Below are 21,287 nucleotides of genomic sequence, written 5' to 3'. Positions count from 1 at the left end.
TCTTTTGCCTGTGGCAGCCAAAACTCTTTTTGAAAATGAACACTGCCTGTGGGTGGATGTACAAGCACCCACAACCGAAGATCTGGAGGCCTTGCATCAGACCTGGGGCATAGATATGATGTTGCTGGAAGACACCGTGGACCGTGATCACCTGCCAAAATATGAGGAAGCTGATGAGGTGAAATTTTTTCTGACCCGCGAGAGCCATCATCCCGAAAAGCGACATCCCGGCGGCGTGAGTGATGTCTCTACCAAAATTGGTATTTTCCTGGTCCATGAAACCCTGATTACCGTACACCGCCTGGAAACCACCACGGTCACCGAAACGTACAGCGAACTGCAGAAACACCGGGGATCCGAAAGGCTTACCGCAGATGAAATTGCCCTGATGCTGGCCCTGAAAGTGCTGAAAACATTCAACGATGAATCCGTAAAATTGCTGGAAACGCTGGATCAACTGGAAAAAGAAATCTTTCTGCGCCATGCCGATACTGCCAAACTCATCAGGAAACTGTACCTCGTGAAGCGTAAAAGCGCTCTCAATGCCCGCCTGCTGAACCTTTCGGCAGAATGGGTGAGCAATTTCAGCGGACTGAAACTGAAAAGGCTGCAAATCTCTGACCTGAAAGACAAACATGATGATGTCACCGCAGACTACGACCACCTGAATGCTGAGGTCAACAGTCTCATTACCATGCTGCTGGCCATGAGCGACCAGCAATCCAATAAAGTGATGAAACTGCTCACCCAGTTTTCTGCTTATTTTCTGCCCATCACTTTTATTGCCGGGGTGTACGGCATGAACTTTCACCACATGCCCGAACTGCAGAGCCCGTATGGCTACTGGCTTACCCTGGCTTTTATGGGCTTGGTGGTTCTCGTAATTTTCCTGTACATGCGCCGCCGCAACTGGTAATACAGGAAAAACACCCTTTTTCACCAGAGGGACACCGGCCAGCGTCATTTTTTCTTAAATTTGAGTAACTGATAACCTCCCCGGTTGAGGCTCAATAAAAACTCAACGTATGAAAACGGATTACTTAAACCAATTGCTGCAGGATAAAACTCTGGACAAAGATTCCCGGATGCTGCTTACAGCACTGCATGAAAAGATTTCGGCCAAGGAATTTTCTGATATTCTGGACGATCAGGGCAATCAATATGTCAATTTTGTGCAGGAAGGCGGCGGTGTGTGGGGTACTGCACTCGTGGGCTATCTCTATGCGCTGGAGTCCTTCGGGGTGCGTTTTCTGCGGATTGCCGGGACCAGTGCCGGGGCCATCAATACCATGCTCATTGCGGCGCTGGGAGACCGTTCTGCCAATAAAAGCAGTGCCATAAAAAAAATATTGTTCCGCTGGAATTTTGTGGATTTTATGGATGGAAAGCCTGTGGTGCGCAACGTGGCAGGGAAGATTTTGCGCAGCTCTACCTACATACGGCGGTCACTTTTTCTGGTGGCGGTGCTGCTCTTTATCATTCTCCTGTTTCCTTTTCTGAATCTTACCCTGGGGATTTCCTCCTGGTTTTACCTGATTCCTTTCCTGATTTTTATGACGCTGGTGCTTCATTTCAGAGATTATTACAGTCTGTTCAGGAAGAATAACATCGGGCTTAATCCGGGGCATGCCTTCGAGCGGAAATTAAAAGAAGCGCTGGATGAATTTGGGATCCGTACCGTAGAGGAACTGAATCAAGCTTATATTAAGAAAGGTCGGGATCTGGGACTGAACTACCGGTTGGGCAATGAATCCCAATATTATGACCACGCACTGGCGCAGATCCGGAAAATTCATCAGGAAAAATCCGGCTCTATAGACGAAAACCGTTACCGCAACTTCATGACCAGTATGGAAAGCACCCAGATGTATAAGGATAATCCCTTTCTGCTTTTGCGTTCAGATTATACCGTCATCACCACGGATATCAATGCCAAAATTAAAGTTGAATTTCCGAAAATGGCTGATCTGTACTGGACCAGTCATGATATCTGCAATATCAGTCCCGCCAGATTTGTGCGGGCGTCCATGTCTGTGCCCTATTTTTTTGAGCCGATGGTACATCAGATAAACCGGGCGGAAGCCGAAATTGTGAATGCATGGAAGTTCTGGCTGAATGCCGATCCTAAAGCAGTTTTTGATGAAGCGGTTTTCATAGACGGCGGCAGCATCTCTAATTTCCCGATTGATATCTTTCATGAGAACGATATTTTCTACCCCAGGATTCCGGTGTTTGGTGCACGGCTTACAGACAGCAGCGAGCAGGGCGCAGAGAATGGTCTGGGCAGCAGCCGGATTCTGAAAACCCCTTTTAGCTTTCTGGTCAATATTTTTGATACGCTGAAGGGGTATAATGACAAAATGTTTCTGAATAAGTACAGTTTTTACAATAAACACAGCATACAATCGGTAGATTGCAGTCCCAGCAGCTGGCTGAATTTCTTTATGGAAGATCAGGAGAAAATCGTACTCTTTAATAAAGGTTTCCGCGCCGGTCTGGAGTTCCTGGAACGTTTCGACTGGGAAAAATACAAAACCGAAAGGATGCTGGTAGCCCTCAAGGAACGTAAAATCCTGAAAGATGAAAATGAACAGACCGTGGGTTAAAAAAAATTCCGGAATTTGAATGCCGGTTTTATTGCGCTGATTTGTGGATGTAGCGTGATAATTTAATGCCCAAATCCGTCCACACAATTTTTGCATTGGCATTCCGCTGCAAATGGTAATCGGCAGTGGTGATTTCCTCCATGATACTCTCAATATTGGCGCCGTGAATGAATCTTGTAAAGCTGTCCCAGTTGAACCCCGAGTGGTCAATCTTGCGGTAAATCATATGATTCAAACCGTAGTTTTGCAGCAGGGCGAGGCGGAACATTTCGCTGCAATAATCCAGAAAGCTTTTTTGCTTCTCCCGGTTCCAGGTGGCAATGTTTCTGGCCCACATGATGATGTTTTTCAGAAATTCGGGTTTCTTTTTCACCTGAAATGCGTCGCGTACCCATTGAATAAACAACTCCTCAAATTCGCCGGAACCTTCATTCCGCAAAATCTTTAATGCCGTATTCACATTGCCGGTGGAGCGGCGCACAATTTCTTCCAGTTGGTCTTCGGGGGCACCGTGCTGTTCATGCAGATACCGGCCGAGGTCTTCATCCTGTACCGCCGGAACTTCTATGGTCTGGGTGCGGGAGAGAATGGTGGGCAACATATCATCTGCGGTATCGGCTGTGAGCAGGATAATGGTTTTCGCCGGTGGTTCTTCCAGAAACTTCAGTAATTTGTTGGACGCCGATACGTTCATTTTATCGGCACGCCACATGATGAGAATTTTGGTGCCGCCTTCAAAACTTTTCAGCAGAAACTTTTCGTTTTGCTCATCTACTTCATCTGCCGAGATGAAGAGTTGTTTGTTTTCGGATTCCAGCAGGCTGCTCCAGTCATCGAAACCGGCGTAGGGATTTTCCAGAATCATCTCCCGGAACTGCGGAAAGAACCGGCTGCTCTGGGATTTACTCTTTTCGCTGTACACCGGAAAACTGAAATGCAAATCCAGATGGTTCAGGTTCTCTACCCGGGATTTGGCCGCCTCATTTTCATTTCGCAGAATAGACTGCGCATAGGCCAGTGCCAGAGGCAGTGTACCGTGGCCTTCCTTTCCCAGAAAAAGCTGGGCGTGACTTACGCGGTTGTCCGTGATGCTTTTCTGAAGCTGTTCTTTCAGTTTTTGCTGACCTGCAATATGATCCCAATCCATGTTTCAAAGATATAAAATTTTGGCTTCGGAGCGATAGTGTGCAGCCGATTTTGAAGCTGCAAAACACCTTGGGCTTTGGTTTTCAGGCATGAGCACTTAACAAACTTTAACCAAAGTAAATTTCTTCATTTCAGTAATAATTAAGATATTTGCGCATTATTTTAAAAAAAGAGAATGAAATTTATTTTCGCTATAACATTCGTAACCGCAGGGATTTATCTGAACGCCCAAAACATCGGGAACTCACCGTATGCCGCCTACGGAATCGGAGATGTGAAATATGACAATACCGTAGAAAATGCGGCTATGGCCGGTATTTCTACAGCTTATGTTACCGATTTTAACAGCAGTTTTAACTTTAAAAACCCCGCAGCCAACGAAAATTTGCAACTCACTTCCATTAAACTGGAAGCGACCAATGAGAATAATTTCTTCAAGTCAGATCATAACGATTATAAGGTCACCAAGCATTCTACCTACCTTTCCAATATCTCTATTGCGTTTCCTGTTTCCCAAAAAGTGAAATTTGGATTGGGGTACCAGCCATACAGCTCAAAAAATTATAATGTGGTGGTAACCGAAACGCTGAGTGATGGCAGCATCAAAGCCAATAATTTCCGTGGAGAAGGAACTCTGAGCACCGTGCAGGGCGCAATTTCTTACCAGATTTCTCCGGAGTTTGCCCTGGGTCTGCGTACCAATTTCTACTTTGGAAACCTGTATGATATTGATGAATTGATGTATTCTGATGCAGAACTTATAAACGGCTATGAAACCAGAAACCGGGTGAAAAATTATAACTTCACCTTGGGGACTACCTATCAGAAAAAATACGAAAACGACAGAAAACTGACCATCGGGGCGACCACAACTTTTGGTAACTCCAATGAAATGGAATCTTATTTTACCAACAGTACCTATTTTTATAACAACAACGGGATAAAAAATTATGTAAGTGTGGTGGAAGAGCGCAATACCTCCGGGAACAATCTGTTGCCGCTGGAAGCGTCTGTAGGAGCAGGATTCGGGCATAATCTTCGCTGGTTTGCCGGTGCGCAGGTAGATTACCGCAAGGGGGAAACCATTCAGTTCGTAGGTCAGGATTTCCAGTATCAGGATTCCTACAGGGTAGCAGCCGGAGGATGGTTTTTACCCAATGCCAATAACTTCAGAAACTATTTTGAAAGAATTATTTACCGCTATGGTGCTTTCTACGAAAAGGGAAATCTCCAGATCAATGATACCGATATCAATCGTTTCGGAATTACATTCGGAGCTACTTTGCCTTTCAAAAATACCACACTGAACCGCATGACCGGTCTGGATGTAGGAGTGGAACTGGGTAAAAGAGGTACCCTCAAAAATAATCTGGTGAATCAGAACTATATCAATGTGAAAGTAGGATTTAACTTTGCAGACCGCTGGTTCCAGAAACGTTTGTACAACTAAGAAATGAACTTTCTTTTCAGCATAAAATTAAAGAATGTAGCCTGCCTTCTGGGTCTGGCTATATTTTTTGTATCCTGTGAAGAAGATCTGGCCAATGTGAATGCGGCCAATAAAAAAGTGGATTTTCCATCCCAGATTATATACAATGCCCATATTGTGCAGCGTGATTCCGGGTTTGTGAAGATGCGCGCCAAAGCACCGCTTATTGAAAAATACGAGCTGATTGATACCCCCTATGTGGTGGCCAATAAAGGCATTGATATAGAATATTTCGATAAAAAAAACCCGAAGAATCCCGGCAGAATTACCGCCAAATATGCAAAAATGACGGAGATGAAACAGTTTTATGAAGCCCGGGGCAATGTGAAAGTACTCACCAGTGAGGGGCAGACATTTGCCATGCAAACCGTTTTCTGGGATCAGGCCAAAAAGGAAATTTATACTTCGGATACCGTGTACGTCACAGACAAGGACGGATCTACGCTCGTGGCTTCCAACGGAATGTGGGCCAAAGATGATTTCTCGGAATATACCTTCTTTAACAATGCCGGTGATATCAATGCCAAAAAAATTCCGGATCAGCAAAGATAATTTCTGCTGAAGTTTCTCAGATATCATTATCTTTAAGAAAAATTATCAATGACTTTTTATGCCATCGGTCTGATGTCCGGGACCAGCCTGGACGGTTTGGATCTTTGCTACGCTTCCTTTACCCGAAATGAAAACGGCATCTGGAATTTCGAAATTCTGGCCGGTGAAACCGAATCTTATCCGCGCCGCATGGAGCGGAAGCTGGCTGATGCCATGCGCATGAGTGCCGAAGAACTTTATGAACTGAATGCGTCTTATGGTTTTTATCTGGGTGAAAGCGTAAAGCATTTCATCAGCAGACACAAGATTAAAAAGCTGGATGTGATTGCATCTCATGGCCATACGGTTTTTCATAATCCGAAAAAAAAATATACCGTGCAGATTGGTGACGGCCGGGCGATCCGGCTGTTGAATGATGTCCCTGTGGTTTATGATTTCCGCAGTGCCGATGTGCTGCGCGGCGGAAACGGTGCACCGCTGGTACCGGTGGGCGATCAGCTGTTGTTTTCTGAATATGATGCCTGCCTGAATCTGGGCGGATTTTCCAATATTTCAATAGAAATAAAAGACCGGCGAATTGCTTTTGATATTTGTCCGGTAAACAGAGTCCTGAATTTCTTTGCGAATAAACTGAAACTGCCTTTTGACGATGGTGGCAACCTGGCCAGAACAGGAACCGTAAACCAAAAAGTGCTGGCAAAACTCAATGCATTGTCATACTACCGCCGGAAACCCCCGAAGTCACTCGGTGCCGAATGGGTGAATGCCGAAATATTGCCGCTGATGAAAAGGATGAAGCCGGCAGATGCGCTCGCTACTTTTACCGCGCATATTTCGGTTCAGATTGCCGCAGTGCTGAATGCGTACGGCATCAGAAATCTTCTGGTGACGGGTGGTGGTGCTTATCATACTTTTCTGATGGAAGAGCTTCGGAAAAAGACAGAATGTTCGCTGGTCATTCCTTCAGCAGAAATCATTAATTACAAAGAAGCCCTTATTTTTGCGTTCATGGGTATTCTCCGCCTTCATAACGAAATAAATGTACTGAGTTCGTCCACCGGGAGTTCAGAAGACCATTGCACCGGCATTTTGGTTTAATGATGGGTGCAGAGTCAGAATTAAGGCACTAAAAATTTCCTGCTTCAATGATTTGGAATATCTTTGCAGACCTATATCATTACAGCATGTTTTCTAAAATCGTAGTTCATAAAGTTGGTAATAAAATCAATCAGGAATCCCTTTTTCTCTCAGATGCAGAACTCCAGTTGGAGGATGATATGAAAGAATTGCTGGAGAATTTTTTCCTGAAAGCGTTCAAGTCTGAAGAACAGTTTCAGTTTTACAGCGATACCTATCTTACGCTCAATCCGGTGTATTCCTCGGTAGCTGAAATTTTTGAGGATAAAGACAAATTTTTGTTTGAGGCTGAAAATATTGCCAATCATCTGTATGATATTACAGAGAATCCCCGCGTGCAGGCCGGTGAAGTGTTCATCATCTATTTTGAAGGTGAAGAAGGGGCAGACGGCGCCAAAATTGACTCCATCGGAATTTTTAAAACCGAAAAGAAAGATCCTTTTCTGAAAATTTTCCCAAAAGAAGATACCTTTGACATTGAAAGGGATTACGGAATTTCTCTGGGGAAACTGGATAAAGGAGCGCTGATTTACAACAACAGCAAGGACACCGGATTTGTAGTATCGGCCGTAGACAATAACAAGAATGGCGATATGTATTATTGGTTCGAAGATTTTCTGAAAATCCGCCAGCGCAATGACGAGTATTTTCATACCCAGGAAACCCTGAATGTGTATAAGGAGTACGTGACGAAGCAACTGCCACAGGAGTTTGAAGTATCCAAAGCAGACCAGGCAGATTTTCTGAATAAATCCATTAATTTCTTTAAAGACAGGGAACAATTTGATTTTGAGGAGTTTACCTCAAAAGTTCTTGAAGATCAGCAGGTTATTGAAAGTTTCGGAAACTTTAAAAGTGATTACGAACAGGAAATGCAGGTCTCTATTTCTGAAGATTTTGCAATCAATGAAGCAGCCGTAAAGAAGCAAAGCCGCGGATTTAAAAGTGTGATAAAACTGGACAAAAATTTCCATATCTATGTGCACGGTGACCGCAAGATGATTGAGACCGGACAAGATGAAAAAGGGAAGTACTACCGCCTGTATTACGAGGAGGAAAAGTAAACGATTCACCCGTTCCCACTGAATATCTTAACTTTGTACCCGCTATGAAGCCGCAGTTGAAAAGTATTCTTTTTTCCGGATTTTTGATTTTGTCACTGATTCTTTTTCTGTGCAGCTACGCGCTCCGGGAAAATAACTATACGGTAGAGGAGTTGCGGGAACTTTATGGCAGTGGCAGACCTGAACTGTGGCCCAGACCATTTCTGTTTAATGCCGCCCGCGAAGGTTTTCAGGACATCGGACCGCTGCCCGCTATGGTTTTTCCTGAAGATAATCCCTGGTCTGAAGCCCGCGCAGAACTGGGAAAAGAACTTTTCTTTGATCCTCAGCTCTCGGAGTCCGGGAAAATATCATGTGCTGCCTGTCACCTGCCATCTTATGGCTTTGCCGATTACAATATGCTCACGGCCGGTCATGAGGGTCAGTTGGGGTTACGAAATGTACTCACCGTAATCAATTCCGGATACTTCCATACCTTGTTCTGGGATGGTCGTGTTTCCACGCTGGAGGCGCAGGTGAAACACCCGCTGGAAGATCCGCGGGAGATGAATTTTACCATGGATCTGGCACTGGAACGGGTAAAAGAAAATCCGGAGTATCGGCAGAAGTTCAGAGAGGTTTTTGGTTCAGACGAAATTACAGCACACCGGCTTTCACAGGCCATTGCCACCTATGAACGGTCTTTGGTAAGCGGGAAATCCAGATTTGATTTGTTTGTGGAAGGTAAAAAGGACGAATTTTCCAATGCGGAAGTCCGCGGTCTGCACCTGTTCCGCACCAAAGCAAACTGCGTGAACTGCCATAATACACCCTTGTTTTCTGACCAGAAATTCTACAATATCGGGCTCGATTTTTTCAGTAGCGAAGATGAAGATATGGGCTTGTATGAGTTGACCGGAAAAGAAGCCGACCGCCGGAAATTCCGTACACCTTCGCTGCGTGAGCTGACCCTCACTTCACCCTACATGCACAACGGGCAGTTTCCGGAAATCCGCAATGTTTTGATGATGTATAACGCAGGGATGGGCACCGAAACACTGACCCGCAGGCAACAGAAAGATCCGGCCTTTCCTAAAAAATCTGACATGATTAAACGGCTGGACCTTACAGATGAGGAGATTTCAGATCTTGCCGCATTCCTCCGCACGCTGAGCAGTGACCGCTATAAAGCAGAACCCGGCGAATAAATTTCGGGATTTTATCCCTTAAAAATTGCCCGAACTTTTTAGTTTTCATAAATTTGAACTGCATTTTCGCAAACAATAAAAAATAAGTATAAATTAAAAGTTAAATTATGAAAGTAACCGTAGTTGGAGCCGGAGCAGTAGGCGCAAGTTGCGCAGAGTACATTGCCATGAAAAACTTCTCATCAGAAGTTGTTTTAGTAGATATCAAAGAAGGTTTTGCCGAAGGTAAAGCAATGGATTTGATGCAAACTGCTTCCTTAAATGGTTTTGATACCAAAATTACCGGGACTACCGGTGACTACAGTAAAACAGCCGGATCCAAAGTGGCTGTTATCACCTCCGGAATCCCAAGAAAACCGGGAATGACCAGAGAGGAACTCATCGGTATCAACGCCGGTATTGTGAAAGATGTAACTGAAAATCTGGTAAAACATTCGCCGGATGTCATCATCATTGTGGTGTCTAATCCGATGGATACCATGGCGTATCTGGTTCATAAAACATCAGGCTTACCAAAAGAAAGAATTATAGGGATGGGTGGAGCGCTGGATTCTGCACGTTTCAAATACAGACTGGCAGAAGCACTGGATTGCCCGATCTCAGACGTAGACGGTATGGTAATCGCTGCCCATAGCGACACCGGGATGCTTCCGCTGATGAGTAAAGCAACCAGAAATGGTGTGCCGGTTTCTGAGTTTCTGAATGATGAAAAACAAGCCTATGTAGAAGAAGAAACCAAAGTAGGCGGTGCTACACTTACCAAACTGCTGGGAACTTCTGCATGGTATGCGCCGGGAGCAGCTGTATCTGTTCTGGTACAGTCTATTGTTTGTGATCAGAAGAAAATGATTCCATGTTCCCTGATGCTGAACGGTGAGTACGGCGAAAGCGATATCTGCCTGGGAGTTCCGGCAATCATCGGGAAAAACGGTGTGGAAAAAATAGTGGACATTACCCTTACAGACGCAGAAAAAGAAAAATTCGCTACTGCTGCCAAAGCAGTAAGAGAGGTGAATGCAGATCTGAAGTTCTGATTCGGATTTAAAATAAAGCTTTTTGAGCGCGGCCCGCAGGGCCGCGCTCATTTTTTTTCGGGCGGCGGCGAAGCCGCCGCCCGAAAAAATCCCATTTGTTTCACGTCTGTCAATCAGTAATTGATGTATAAAGTTCGATCTATTCACACACGTGTGTAACAAAAACCGTTCTACGCAGTCTTATTAATCTGAAATAGAACTGAATTTATGAAGATTTCTTTTACTCTTGCGCTCATTTGCCTTGGTGCTGTGGTTTCTGCGCAGACTGCTCAGGATACCATCAGGCAAAAAGATATTGAGGCAGTAACCATCATCGCCAGAAAGCCTACCGTAGAATCTAAGGTAGACCGTACCGTGTTCAATGTGGAAAATTCCTCCATTCTGGCCGGAAATACCACCTGGGATGTCCTGAGAATGACGCCGCTGGTGAGCATTGACAATAATGATGTGGTGAAATCTGAGGGCGAAAGTGTGACCGTTTACATCAACGACCGGAAATCTGTTTTTACCGGTAAGGAACTGAAGGAATATCTGAAATCTATACCTGCTGATAATCTGATGAAGATAGAAGTGATTACCAATCCTTCCTCCCGATATGAGACCAGCGGTCAGGTCATCAATATTGTCCTGAAAAAACGTGATGACGAGGGCATAAAGGGCAGTGTATCTGCAACAAGTACCCAGAATCAGAAAAACAGTCAGTACAGCAACGTAAACCTGAACTACCATAAAGGTAATTTTACCCAAACCCTCATCGGGAGTTATGCAGACCAGACCAATGAACATTCTGAAGTGTCCGAAAGTCTGCTCTTCCAGAACAATGAAACCCGGCATGTGGAAGCCCAAAATGTGTACCGGAACAGAATGCCGTCTTTTTCCACCACATCAGAGTTGGAGCTTAATGACCGCAATAATATCGGCATCATCGGTGAGTTTTTCCAGAACCGAAGCAGTTCAGATGGCGGTTCCACAGGGGAGATCTTACAGAATGACCTGCCTTACAATCAATACACCGTTCGGCAGAATGAGGATTCGCGCTACCTGGTACTGAATTCCAATGTTTTTTACAAATATTATGATAAAGAGAAAAACAGGATCTTTGATGTGAATACGGGCGTGAATTACAATGCCCATGATAATGAACGCAATTTTCTGCGTAACCAAACCATTGCTCCAACAGAGGAACTCACGCAGGTGACCAATCACAGCCAGATGCGGAATTACTATCTGAAACTGGATTATTCGCAACCGCTGGATTCAGCAGGAAGCAATTTTGAAGCCGGAATGAAATTCGATTTTAACAATAATATAATCCCCACAGATTATCACGGATTCAGCACAGAAGTGCTGAAAAGCAGATTCCGCTACCGGGATAATCTGAACTCGGTTTATGCCAATTACAGCAGTAAGTTTTTAGATAAACTGGACGTGCGCATAGGACTCCGGTATGAATATATGATGCTGAAACTGAAGCAGGAAACCACCGGCGAAGAGCGTAAAGATTCCTATGGATTACTGATGCCTAATGTGCTTTTAAAATATACTTTTTCGCCCAATTTCAATGTGTCTGGTTCTTACAATTACAGTGTCTGGCGGCCCTGGTTCTCGGAATTTAATCCATTTGAACTTCCTTCCGGCGATGGTACTTTCTACCGCGGAAATATGGATCTGGAACCCAATCCGAATCATCGGTTTTCAATGAAAATTGGTGTGTATAAAAAATATTTTTTGTCACTCAATTACGGATTTACCAATCAGGATTACTGGACCGATTACATTCAGGACGGTGACCGGCTGATTTCTTATCCGTCTAATTTCCCCGGCAGGTCTGAACGCTATTCGGCTAATTTTAATACCAACCAGACTTTTCTTCAGAACAAACTGAATGTCAACCTTAATCTGGGTTTTAATTATACAGACAACAGTGATTTCAATGAAAAAAACGGCATCAATACCCGGGATTATCTGACCAATTTCAGTGGTTCGGCTAATTTTTCATACACCAATCTCTTTGGCAGGAATATTAACCTTTCCGGCTGGGGCGGAATGTACAAACAGAACAACGGCAATACACAGGGCAATACTTTTAACTTCTATCACAACCTGTCGGTTACCAGAATCTTCGAGGATCTGGGGCTGGAGGCCAGTGTCCGTTTGAACAATATCTTCAAAAAGCCGGTGTTTGACAATACGACCTACAGCCAGGTGGGCGTGTTCCACACCGTGAGCAAATCGTCATGGTATGGCGCTTCCTTTACACTGACCAAGCGTTTTGGCAATCAGAAAGTAAAGGAGAATACCAAGACCAATGTAGAGAAAAATGAGGGTGGTGGTAAATAATCTGCCTTCGTAAATGATACAAAAACGCTCCGGACTTTCCGGAGCGTTTTACTTGTAGAGCAGATTTTGTTTAAAATTTATTTTCTACTTCTGCCACCTTCAGCAGGAAGTGATGCATTTCCGTATTTTTCATAAAGGGTTTCATTTGCTCACTGCCGGGACCGTACATGGCCAGTTCCGTATAGTCTGAGGAGTGATCCATACTGATCCAGCCTACAGAGGTGTGCGCCTGCTGAATATCGGCCAGTAATTTGAACGGCAGGTGGCGTGGATTGTACAGTCCGTCTTCCATTTTTGCTTTGGAATAGTAGCTCAGGATTTCTTTGGCCTGATCATCGGTAATGGAAATTCCGGCATTGGCTCCGGCAATTCTGCTCTTCACGGTGGTTACGGAATCTGAAGCATTCAGTCCCTGCAGAATCCACTCATTGGTCTGCGTAAAATTCTGAATGCGGTCGAAATCTGAATTTACATTTTTCCCGTAGATCAGTCCCGGATTGGCGTTTCCGTGGTCAGAAGTGACCACTACCAGCGTGTTTCCGTCTTTTTTAGCAAAGTCAATGGCCACTTTTACCGCTTCGTCAAAGGCCAATTGGTCGTACAATAAACCGGTGATGTCATTGCCATGTGCTGCCCAGTCCACTTTTCCGCCTTCAATCTGAATTACGAAACCTTTGCTGTGGTCTTTTACCTGGTCTATGGCTTTGGCTGTCATTTCGGCAATGGTGGGAATATTGCTTTTCATGAAGCTGCTGGTCTGGTGATCTTTGGAGTAGGGCAGACCGTCTTCATCAAATGTTGCCAGCACCGGCTTATTTCGGGGTGCCGCATTCATTTCTGATTTGTTGCGGGCTACATGATAGCCTTTTTTGCGGAATGCAGCGTACATATCTTTTTTATCCTTTCGCTGTGCAGGGTCAAAATATTTGTGACCGCCACCCATGATGACATCAAATCCGAGATCATGGTACATGGAGGCTATTTCTTCCTGTGAGCCTCTGCTCTTGGTATATACAGAGAATCCGGCAGGTGTGGCGTGGGTTACCGGAACAGTGGTCACTACCCCGACTTTCTTCCCGGCTTTCTGAAATTTTTGCAGAATAGGAAGGTATTCTTCACCGTTGGGCCCTACATTCAGACTGCCGTTATTCACCCTGTGGCCGCCTCCCCAGGAAGAGCTGGCTGCTGCAGAATCGGTTACAATGGAGTTCAGAGATGCCATATCCATCACGCCCCGGTTCAGCAGGTCATTTTCATACAGTGCAATCCAGCTGCTGGGCTTTCCGAATTTTCTTTTGGAATAGATGTCGGCCATCATCAGGGTGCCGGAACTCATGCCATCGCTCACCATGAAGATGATGTTTTTGGCTTTTTTAGAGCCGTATTCTTCTTTGATGGTATTGGCCCTGGAGCCTATGGGTGCGAAAAGCAAACCGCCAAATGCCAGCGAGCCGCCTTTCAGGAAATCTCTTCTTTTCATTGGGAAAAATATTTTGACAAAGATAAAAGTTATCTTTTAACTGAATATTAATTTAAGGCATAAGGCCGCATCATTCTGTGCTGCGCTCATCATCTTCATCTTCATATTGCTCCAGATAATAAGCAAAGGTGAAATCCTCCAGTGCTACTTCGGCATCCTCCAGCGTGGTGAGCAGATCCTCAAAAGTTTCCAGCTGATCCACACTCATATTCACAAATTCCAGGTGCAACGGAAGCTGTACATCACCGGTAATTACATCGTATAAAGCATCCAGATTCTCCCCGAAATATTCCGGAAGTTCCATTTTTACTTTCAGCTGTGCGTAGAAATCTTCATAATCGCCAAGGTCGGCAAAGTCTATATAGATGGTGCTCATGATCTATCTTTTTTCGAAACTTTTATAATGATTTTTGGTGAGCCATACGTCACCTTTTTGGGTGAAAACAATGCGGTCTGCATTCCGCCGTCCACATTGGTAATTCACATCTGCTTCAAAGTATTTTTCACCCTGCGGCAACCGTTTTTCACGGTTACTGAAGTGATCTCCGCCAATAGCTCTTCCCGGCAATACTTCACAAAGATTACCTTCAGAGGCTACCCAGCCTCCTTTCCGGGCTTCACTTTTGGTCATATAATAATCCGGCAGTGCTTTGTGCGCCTTCACATAATCAATGACATGATTTTCTTCGGTAAGGGCATCAATTCCGGAGTTTTTAGTAGTCTGTGGCGCGTTATTGCCTGGAATTTGCGATTTATTTTGTTGAAAAGAACCTGAGTTTTCAGCATGGGCTTCGATGGCTGCTGTTTCCTTATCCGGATTTTTCCGGATGATTTCATAATGGTCTATCAGGTACATGATCAGAAATGCGCTCAGCATTCCGATGATGAAGTACAGAAAGAGTTTGATTTTTTGTCTGTTCATGGGTGAATGTTAAAACAATAGATTGGGGGTTGATGTTACAAAACAGGCATTATTTCCGCCAATTTTCCGGGATTTCACAGACCGGAATCGGCTGTATTTTATGCTGCGCGGCGCGGTTCATGCGCTGGAAGATTCTGAAAACTTCCAGATCTCTTCCGCTGTAATCTGCTTCCGTTCTCGTGCCCCATTCTTTCTGAATTTTTTCCAGTTCGGGATAGGTGGCGCCTATTTGCTGCTCGTCTGTGCGTTCGGCGTCCCACAATCCATCTGTGGGGATGGCATTTTTAATGGATTCCGGCAAGTTCAGATACTTCGCCAGCTCATAGACTTCGGTTTTATAAAGGTCGGCTATCGGCGATACATCCACACCACCGTCGCCATATTTGGTATAAAATCCGATGCCGAAATCTTCCACTTTGTTTCCGGTACCGCACACCAGCAGCCCGTTAATCTGGCCGTAATGGTAGAGGGTGAGCATACGCAGGCGCGCACGGGTATTGGCAAAAGCCAGATTTTCTGCGGGAAAAACTTCGTCATCTGCATCAAACGTTTCATAAATGGCTTCAAAGGCAGCGTTCAGGTCTATGGTACGGCATTCTGCATTGGGAAATTCAGATTCCAGAAATTTCAGGTGTTCCAGTGCACGGCTCTTCTGGTCGGCTTTCTGGCGTATGGGCATTTCTACGGCCAGCAGTTTCAGTCCTGTCATGGCACATAATGTGGAAACCACTCCGGAGTCCACACCCCCCGAAACGCCGATGATGTAACCTTTGGCGTTGGCATTGACGGCATAGTTTTTCAGCCATTCTACAATATGTTCAGTAATGAGTTGGGTTTGCATAATTCCCGTGTTTTTACAAGTTAGTTGCAGATTTATTTTCCGTTTCTGAGGGATGTACAGGCTGCTGGAAGCGCTTCAGAAGTTCACCCGGACAGTCCGTAAGCTGTGGCATTTGCTTGGTCCAGCAGCCGAATCTGTAATCCTGCAGGTTCAAATGGCTTTATCCGCATTAATTTAGTATTTTTGCATACTTAAATTCAGGTGTAAAAGTAATGAAGTTTTTTAGATTTTTACTGTTTTCAGCAGTTTTCCTGTTAGGGACTGTCAGTTGTAATAAGGAGCCGGAAAATATCTGGGATGTGGAGGTAGAGAGCCCGGCAGAGCAGGTACAGATTACGGATATTTCAAAAATGTTTTTTGATCCGCAGGTAAGTCTGGATGAGTTTAAAGCACAATATCCCTGGTTTCAGGGAACGGTGAGTGACGAAGATTTTGCCAATAGAAAAAATAACGATGAGGAAGCAAAATTATATCGTGAAGCCGCCTCCAAAGTTGATCTTAAGAAATTGGGTACGGAACTGGGGCAGCTTTTTGCCAGAGTGAAATATCATTTTCCGGCGTTTAAAACACCCGCAGTCTACACATTTTCATCCAGTACTCAGATGTATGCAGATCCCGTTATCTTTGATTCCGGTGCCGGATTTTTGTTTATTGACATCTCCGGATTTATGGGCGAAAAAAATGAATATTATAAAGGGCTGGAAGAGTATCTCAAATTGTCCATGAACCCGGAGAATATCATCCCCAAAGTTTCTGAGGCAATCGCCATTTCCATTGTCCCTTATGATGAGGTTTCACAGAAATTTCTGGATCAGATGGTGTATTTCGGGAAAATCATGACCCTGCAGGATGCGTTTCTTCCGCACCTTCCGGATCATTTGAAAATGAATGCTACTGCCAAACAATACGAGTGGAGTGTAGCCAATGAAGGCAATATCTGGGATTATTTTATTGAAAACGATTATCTTTTCAGTCCCGATCCACGCCTTACCGAAAGATTTATCTCTGCAGGACCTTTTTCCAAATTTTATACAGACGCAGACCGTGATTCTTCTCCGCAGGTCGGGATTTTCACCGGATGGCGCATCTGCCGGAAGTATTATCAGGAACATCCCGAAACAAAACTGAGTGATTTCCTGAAAACCAGCGCTCAGGATATTTTTAATCAGTCAAAATATAAGCCTTAATAAAGCCCGCAAACAACAGCGGGACCCGATACAGCTATGAGAAAAACCCAAATAACAATAGATGTGGAACTGGATGAAAATCACGTTCCGGAAACCATGATGTGGAACGCACAGGACGGCGGCGTGGAAAAGCAACCCACCAAAGCCACCATGATTTCGGTGTGGGACGATGCTGCAATGGAAGCACTGCGCATTGATCTCTGGACCAAGGATATGCCGGTAGATCAGATGAAAATGTTCATTCACCAGATCTTAATTTCGCTGGGCAATACCTACGAGCGCGCTACCGGAGAGGAAGATGTAGCCGCATGGATGGAAGAAATGGCTGAGGAATTTGCCAAAAAATCTGCCATCAGAATGTAATGTTATTTAATAATTTTCAACCAAACCTAAAGATATTATGAATTTTAATACAAAAGTAATACACGGCGGTCAGCAGCACGAACCGCATACCGGATCTGTAAACGTGCCGGTTTTTCTGACTTCTACCTTTGCGCAGAGAACACCCGGCGAACTGAAAAACGGATACGAATATTCACGGGGAGCCAATCCTACCCGTCAGGCATTGGAAGACAGCCTGGCAAGCATTGAAAACGGCGCCCGCGGACTGGCATTTGGTTCCGGTCTTGCCGCTATAGACTGCGTGCTGAAACTGCTGAGTCCCGGCGATGAGATTATTGCGGTAGATGATCTTTACGGCGGAACCTACAGAATGTTTACACGCCTTTTTGATAAATATCAACTGAAGTTCACCTTCGTTAATTTTGATGATGTTTCAAAAATTGAACAGCATATCACCGAAAACACCAAACTGATCTGGATTGAAACGCCCACCAATCCTCTGATGAAATTGGTAGACATCAAGGCCGTGACAGACCTGGTGAAAGGTAAAAATATCCTGGTGGCAGTAGATAATACCTTCGCTACCCCTTATCTGCAAAGACCCATTGATCTGGGAGCCGATCTCGTGATGCACTCTGCCACAAAATACCTGGGCGGGCATTCTGATGTGATTGCCGGGGCATTGGTAGCCAAAACAGAAGAACTGGGAGAGCAACTGCATTTTATTCAGTTCGCCAGCGGCGGTATTCTGGGGCCGCATGATTCCTATCTGGTGCTCAGGGGAATCAAAACCCTGGCTTTGCGGGTGCAGAGACATTCTGAAAACGGAAAGGCTGTGGCAAAATACCTTCAGCAGCATCCTTCGGTAGATAAAGTGTTCTATCCGGGACTGGAAGACAATCCGCAGTACGAACTGGCCACGCGGCAGATGAAGGATTTTGGCGGAATGGTTTCTTTTACCTTTAAATCCGGCAAGAAGGAAGATGCAATAAAATTCCTGGAGCAGGTGAAGGTTTTCACGCTTGCAGAATCCCTGGGTGGCGTGGAATCTCTGGCCAATCATCCTGCAATGATGACCCACGCTTCCATTCCGGCAGAGAAACGGGCCGAACTGGGCATTACCGATGATCTGGTGCGTCTGAGTGTGGGCATAGAAGATATAGAAGATCTGATTGCAGATCTGGAACGTGCATTTGCATAATGAAAACATCAAAACCTTCAGCGAAGCACGGTCCTGAAGGTTTTTTAATAATGTTCTATGGATAAAATCATTCAGATTCTGAAAGCGGGCGGCACCATTCTCTATCCCACAGATACGATCTGGGGAATTGGTTGTGATGCCACAAATGCGGAGGCAATCCGTAAAATATTTGAAATTAAAAAAAGAGAGCCGTCTAAATCCATGATCATTCTGGTGGAAAGCGAAAAGCGCCTGCAGGAACTGGTAGAAGTGCCGGAAATGGCCTGGGAAATTATAGACCTCAGTGAAAAGCCTGTGACCATTGTTTATGACCATCCTCAGGGGTTGCCGGCTGAGCTTCTTGCAGAAGACGGAAGCATTGGAATCCGCCTGGTAAAGGACGATTTCCTGAGAAAACTGATATCAAAACTCAATAAACCTCTGGTATCCACTTCTGCCAATTTCAGCGGCAATCCGTCACCGGTGAAATTTTCGGATATTGCTTCAGAACTGGTTTCCGCAGTAGATTATGCTGTGGAGGAGCACCGTGACCGCGTATCCATATACAGTGGCTCCTCCGTCATCCGCATCTGGCAGGACGGCCGGGTGAAGGTGTTACGGGAGTAATAATTATCTTTGTCAAAATTTTACAGCCGGGAAGCATATTTTCATCAGGTGATGATTCCGGCTGATTCCTTTTTACATATCAGAAGATGCAAATCAACCTTATTCAGAATAAAAATTTTAAACTTTTCAAAACCATTTCTCAGGTAGCGGAAATGAATCATCAGTCCGTGTACATCGTGGGCGGTTACGTGCGCGATTTGCTGATGAAACGCGGTGCGCCGTCAGATATTGACTTTGTTACAGAGGGCAGCGGGATAGATTTGGCCAAAGCCATTGCACGTCATATCAGTCCGGAGCTTAAGGTTTCGGTTTTCAAAACTTATGGAACTGCCATGTTCAGATTTCAGAACCTGGAACTAGAATTTGTAGGTGCCCGAAAAGAAAGTTATGCGGAAAATTCCAGAAATCCCGAAGTGGAAACTGGCACGCTGCAGGATGATCAGTTGCGCCGTGATTTTACCATCAACGCATTGGCCATATCCCTCAATGCGCATGATTTCGGAACATTAATCGATCCGTTTTACGGGCAGGAGGATATTCAGGAAAAAATCATCCGCACGCCACTGGAGCCGCGCCAGACTTATTCTGATGATCCGTTGCGCATGATGCGCGCCATCCGTTTTGCTTCTGTGCTGAATTTTTCTATTGAAAAGGATTCGCTGGAAGCTATTAAAACGGAAGCCCACCGCATTATAATCGTATCTATGGAGCGGATTATGGTAGAATTTAATAAAATCATGATGTCTGCCAGACCTTCTGAAGGGTTGATGCTGATGGAAAAAACAGGGTTAATGAAACTGATTATTCCGGAGCTTACGGCCTTAAAAGGAATAGAAGAAGTGGAAGGCCAGACGCATAAAGATAATTTTTACCACACCCTGGAGGTGGTTGATAATATTGCACTGAATACTGACAATCTCTGGCTGCGCTGGGCGGCCCTGCTGCATGACATCGGCAAGGCACCGACCAAAAAATTTGTGGAAGGAACCGGCTGGACTTTTCATGGACATGAATTTCTGGGTTCCAAAATGGTGAAAAAATTATTTCACCGGCTGAAACTACCGCTGGGAGCTGATCTGAAATATGTACAGAAGATGGTGAAGCTTTCTTCCCGGCCCATTGCACTGATTACCGATGATACCTCAGATGCGGCTTTGCGAAGACTGCTATTTGATGCCGGCGACGATCTGGAGGATCTTTTTACCCTTTGCAAGGCAGATATTACAACCAAAAATGCACGCAAACAAGAGAAGTTTAAAAAGAATTTTGAGTACGTGGCGGCGAAAATAAAGGAGGTGGAAGAGAAAGATCAGATTCGCAATTTCCAGCCGCCGGTGACGGGAGAGGAGATTATGGATCTGTTTGGCCTGAAACCCGGACGCGAGATCGGAATCCTGAAAGAAAAAGTGAAGGAGGCTATTCTGGAAGGTGAAATAGCCAACGACCATGCGCAAGCACGTTCGTTTGTCATTGAGCAGGGGAAGCTGCTTGGTCTGAATCCGGTAACCTGATTTTTTTGCAGCATTTAAGTCCGGTGTGACGCCGCTATGCTTCATATTTAAGATTTATTTAACCATTCACTTGAATCCAGACCACATAATTTTGCGTAATTTTGTGAGGTAACTCACTAAAATCACAAAACTATGGCAAATATTACACTGCATGGAAATGCAATTCACAGCATCGGAAATCTACCCGAGAACGGAAGTACGCTTAAGGATTTTTCACTGATTGATGAAGATCTGAACGAGAAAACCAAAGGCGACTATCAGGGAAAAAAGAAAATTTTCAATATTTTTCCGAGTATTGATACAGGAGTCTGTGCGGCATCGGCAAGAAAATTCAATGAAGAAGCCGGAAATCTGGAAAATACAGTGGTCATTAACGTGTCCCGCGATCTGCCTTTTGCGCTGAAGCGGTTTTGCGCTGCCGAAGGTCTGGATCATGTAGATTCACTGTCCGATTTCAGAGGTAGTTTCGGCGAAGATTACGGCGTTACGCTGAGCGATTCTCCACTGAAGGGATTGCTGAGCCGCGCGGTTATTGTGGCCGACGAAAATGACCGGGTAATCTATACCGAGCAAGTGCCGGAGATAGGACAGGAACCGGATTATTCTGCTGCGCTGAATGCTGCCGGATAACAGCATAAAACA

Annotated in this window: 20 protein-coding genes; 15 read left to right on the top strand and 5 right to left on the bottom strand. The window is 44.9% G+C overall.

What is annotated here, in order from left to right; translation table 11 throughout:
- The first annotated feature begins 10 nt into the window (after positions 1–10).
- Entirely contained in the window at positions 11–916 is a 906-nt protein-coding gene (locus LKO26_RS07915) for a CorA family divalent cation transporter (protein WP_227587318.1), read from the top strand.
- Positions 917–1,025: 109 nt separating this feature from the next.
- Entirely contained in the window at positions 1,026–2,606 is a 1,581-nt protein-coding gene (locus LKO26_RS07910) for a patatin-like phospholipase family protein (RefSeq protein ID WP_227587317.1), read from the top strand.
- 28 nt (positions 2,607–2,634) lie between these two features.
- On the opposite strand, the gene LKO26_RS07905 is transcribed toward LKO26_RS07910, so the two are convergent.
- Positions 2,635–3,753, bottom strand: coding sequence for an ATP-binding protein (locus LKO26_RS07905; protein ID WP_227587316.1), 1,119 nt, complete (start codon positions 3,751–3,753; stop codon positions 2,635–2,637).
- Positions 3,754–3,927: 174 nt separating this feature from the next.
- Between LKO26_RS07905 and LKO26_RS07900 the strand changes: the two genes are divergently transcribed.
- The 7 genes from LKO26_RS07900 to LKO26_RS07870 all read left to right on the top strand — a co-directional run bounded on the left by LKO26_RS07900 (position 3,928) and on the right by LKO26_RS07870 (position 12,555).
- Positions 3,928–5,202 (top strand): hypothetical protein, encoded by a 1,275-nt coding sequence (locus LKO26_RS07900; RefSeq protein WP_227587315.1) that lies wholly within the window; start codon positions 3,928–3,930, stop codon positions 5,200–5,202.
- A 3-nt stretch (positions 5,203–5,205) separates the two neighbouring features.
- A complete protein-coding gene (gene lptC / locus LKO26_RS07895; RefSeq protein WP_227587314.1) occupies positions 5,206–5,793 on the top strand; it encodes an LPS export ABC transporter periplasmic protein LptC in 588 nt (195 codons plus the stop codon).
- 48 nt (positions 5,794–5,841) lie between these two features.
- On the top strand, positions 5,842–6,891 hold the full coding sequence (locus LKO26_RS07890) for an anhydro-N-acetylmuramic acid kinase (RefSeq protein ID WP_227587313.1): 1,050 nt from the start codon (positions 5,842–5,844) through the stop codon (positions 6,889–6,891).
- Between the two features lie 86 nt (positions 6,892–6,977).
- Positions 6,978–7,994, top strand: a complete 1,017-nt coding sequence (locus tag LKO26_RS07885) for a nucleoid-associated protein (RefSeq protein WP_227587569.1) — start codon at positions 6,978–6,980, stop codon at positions 7,992–7,994.
- Between the two features lie 44 nt (positions 7,995–8,038).
- Positions 8,039–9,181 carry a cytochrome-c peroxidase gene (locus LKO26_RS07880; protein WP_227587312.1) on the top strand — a complete coding sequence of 381 codons (1,143 nt, stop codon included), beginning with the start codon at positions 8,039–8,041 and terminating at the stop codon, positions 9,179–9,181.
- A gap of 107 nt (positions 9,182–9,288) precedes the next feature.
- Positions 9,289–10,215 (top strand): malate dehydrogenase, encoded by a 927-nt coding sequence (locus LKO26_RS07875; RefSeq protein WP_227587311.1) that lies wholly within the window; start codon positions 9,289–9,291, stop codon positions 10,213–10,215.
- A 207-nt stretch (positions 10,216–10,422) separates the two neighbouring features.
- Positions 10,423–12,555 (top strand): outer membrane beta-barrel family protein, encoded by a 2,133-nt coding sequence (locus tag LKO26_RS07870; protein ID WP_227587310.1) that lies wholly within the window; start codon positions 10,423–10,425, stop codon positions 12,553–12,555.
- Positions 12,556–12,625: 70 nt separating this feature from the next.
- On the opposite strand, the gene LKO26_RS07865 is transcribed toward LKO26_RS07870, so the two are convergent.
- The 4 genes from LKO26_RS07865 to nadE all read right to left on the bottom strand — a co-directional run bounded on the left by LKO26_RS07865 (position 12,626) and on the right by nadE (position 15,798).
- Complete coding sequence (locus LKO26_RS07865; RefSeq protein ID WP_227587309.1) at positions 12,626–14,035, bottom strand: alkaline phosphatase; 1,410 nt, start codon at positions 14,033–14,035, stop codon at positions 12,626–12,628.
- A gap of 70 nt (positions 14,036–14,105) precedes the next feature.
- Positions 14,106–14,411 (bottom strand): barstar family protein, encoded by a 306-nt coding sequence (locus LKO26_RS07860; RefSeq protein WP_227587308.1) that lies wholly within the window; start codon positions 14,409–14,411, stop codon positions 14,106–14,108.
- Between the two features lie 3 nt (positions 14,412–14,414).
- Complete coding sequence (locus LKO26_RS07855) at positions 14,415–14,957, bottom strand: ribonuclease domain-containing protein (RefSeq protein WP_227587307.1); 543 nt, start codon at positions 14,955–14,957, stop codon at positions 14,415–14,417.
- A gap of 49 nt (positions 14,958–15,006) precedes the next feature.
- On the bottom strand, positions 15,007–15,798 hold the full coding sequence (nadE, locus tag LKO26_RS07850; RefSeq protein WP_227587306.1) for an NAD(+) synthase: 792 nt from the start codon (positions 15,796–15,798) through the stop codon (positions 15,007–15,009).
- A 212-nt stretch (positions 15,799–16,010) separates the two neighbouring features.
- On the opposite strand from nadE, the gene LKO26_RS07845 reads away from it, so the two are divergent.
- The 6 genes from LKO26_RS07845 (at position 16,011) to tpx (ending at position 21,275) form a co-directional block, all read left to right on the top strand.
- Positions 16,011–16,985: a gliding motility protein GldB gene (locus LKO26_RS07845; RefSeq protein WP_227587305.1), complete on the top strand. Its 975-nt coding sequence runs from the start codon at positions 16,011–16,013 to the stop codon at positions 16,983–16,985.
- A 36-nt stretch (positions 16,986–17,021) separates the two neighbouring features.
- On the top strand, positions 17,022–17,348 hold the full coding sequence (gldC, locus tag LKO26_RS07840) for a gliding motility protein GldC (RefSeq protein ID WP_227587304.1): 327 nt from the start codon (positions 17,022–17,024) through the stop codon (positions 17,346–17,348).
- A 37-nt stretch (positions 17,349–17,385) separates the two neighbouring features.
- Positions 17,386–18,528 (top strand): cystathionine gamma-synthase, encoded by a 1,143-nt coding sequence (locus LKO26_RS07835; protein ID WP_227587303.1) that lies wholly within the window; start codon positions 17,386–17,388, stop codon positions 18,526–18,528.
- Between the two features lie 57 nt (positions 18,529–18,585).
- A complete protein-coding gene (locus LKO26_RS07830) occupies positions 18,586–19,134 on the top strand; it encodes an L-threonylcarbamoyladenylate synthase (RefSeq protein ID WP_227587302.1) in 549 nt (182 codons plus the stop codon).
- Positions 19,135–19,220: 86 nt separating this feature from the next.
- On the top strand, positions 19,221–20,645 hold the full coding sequence (locus LKO26_RS07825) for a CCA tRNA nucleotidyltransferase (RefSeq protein ID WP_227587301.1): 1,425 nt from the start codon (positions 19,221–19,223) through the stop codon (positions 20,643–20,645).
- 132 nt (positions 20,646–20,777) lie between these two features.
- Positions 20,778–21,275 (top strand): thiol peroxidase, encoded by a 498-nt coding sequence (tpx, locus tag LKO26_RS07820; RefSeq protein ID WP_227587300.1) that lies wholly within the window; start codon positions 20,778–20,780, stop codon positions 21,273–21,275.
- Positions 21,276–21,287: the final 12 nt, after the last annotated feature.

This window comes from Chryseobacterium sp. MFBS3-17 (assembly GCF_020687745.1).
Taxonomy (GTDB): domain Bacteria; phylum Bacteroidota; class Bacteroidia; order Flavobacteriales; family Weeksellaceae; genus Marnyiella.
This window is presented reverse-complemented; position numbering and strand designations above follow the sequence as displayed.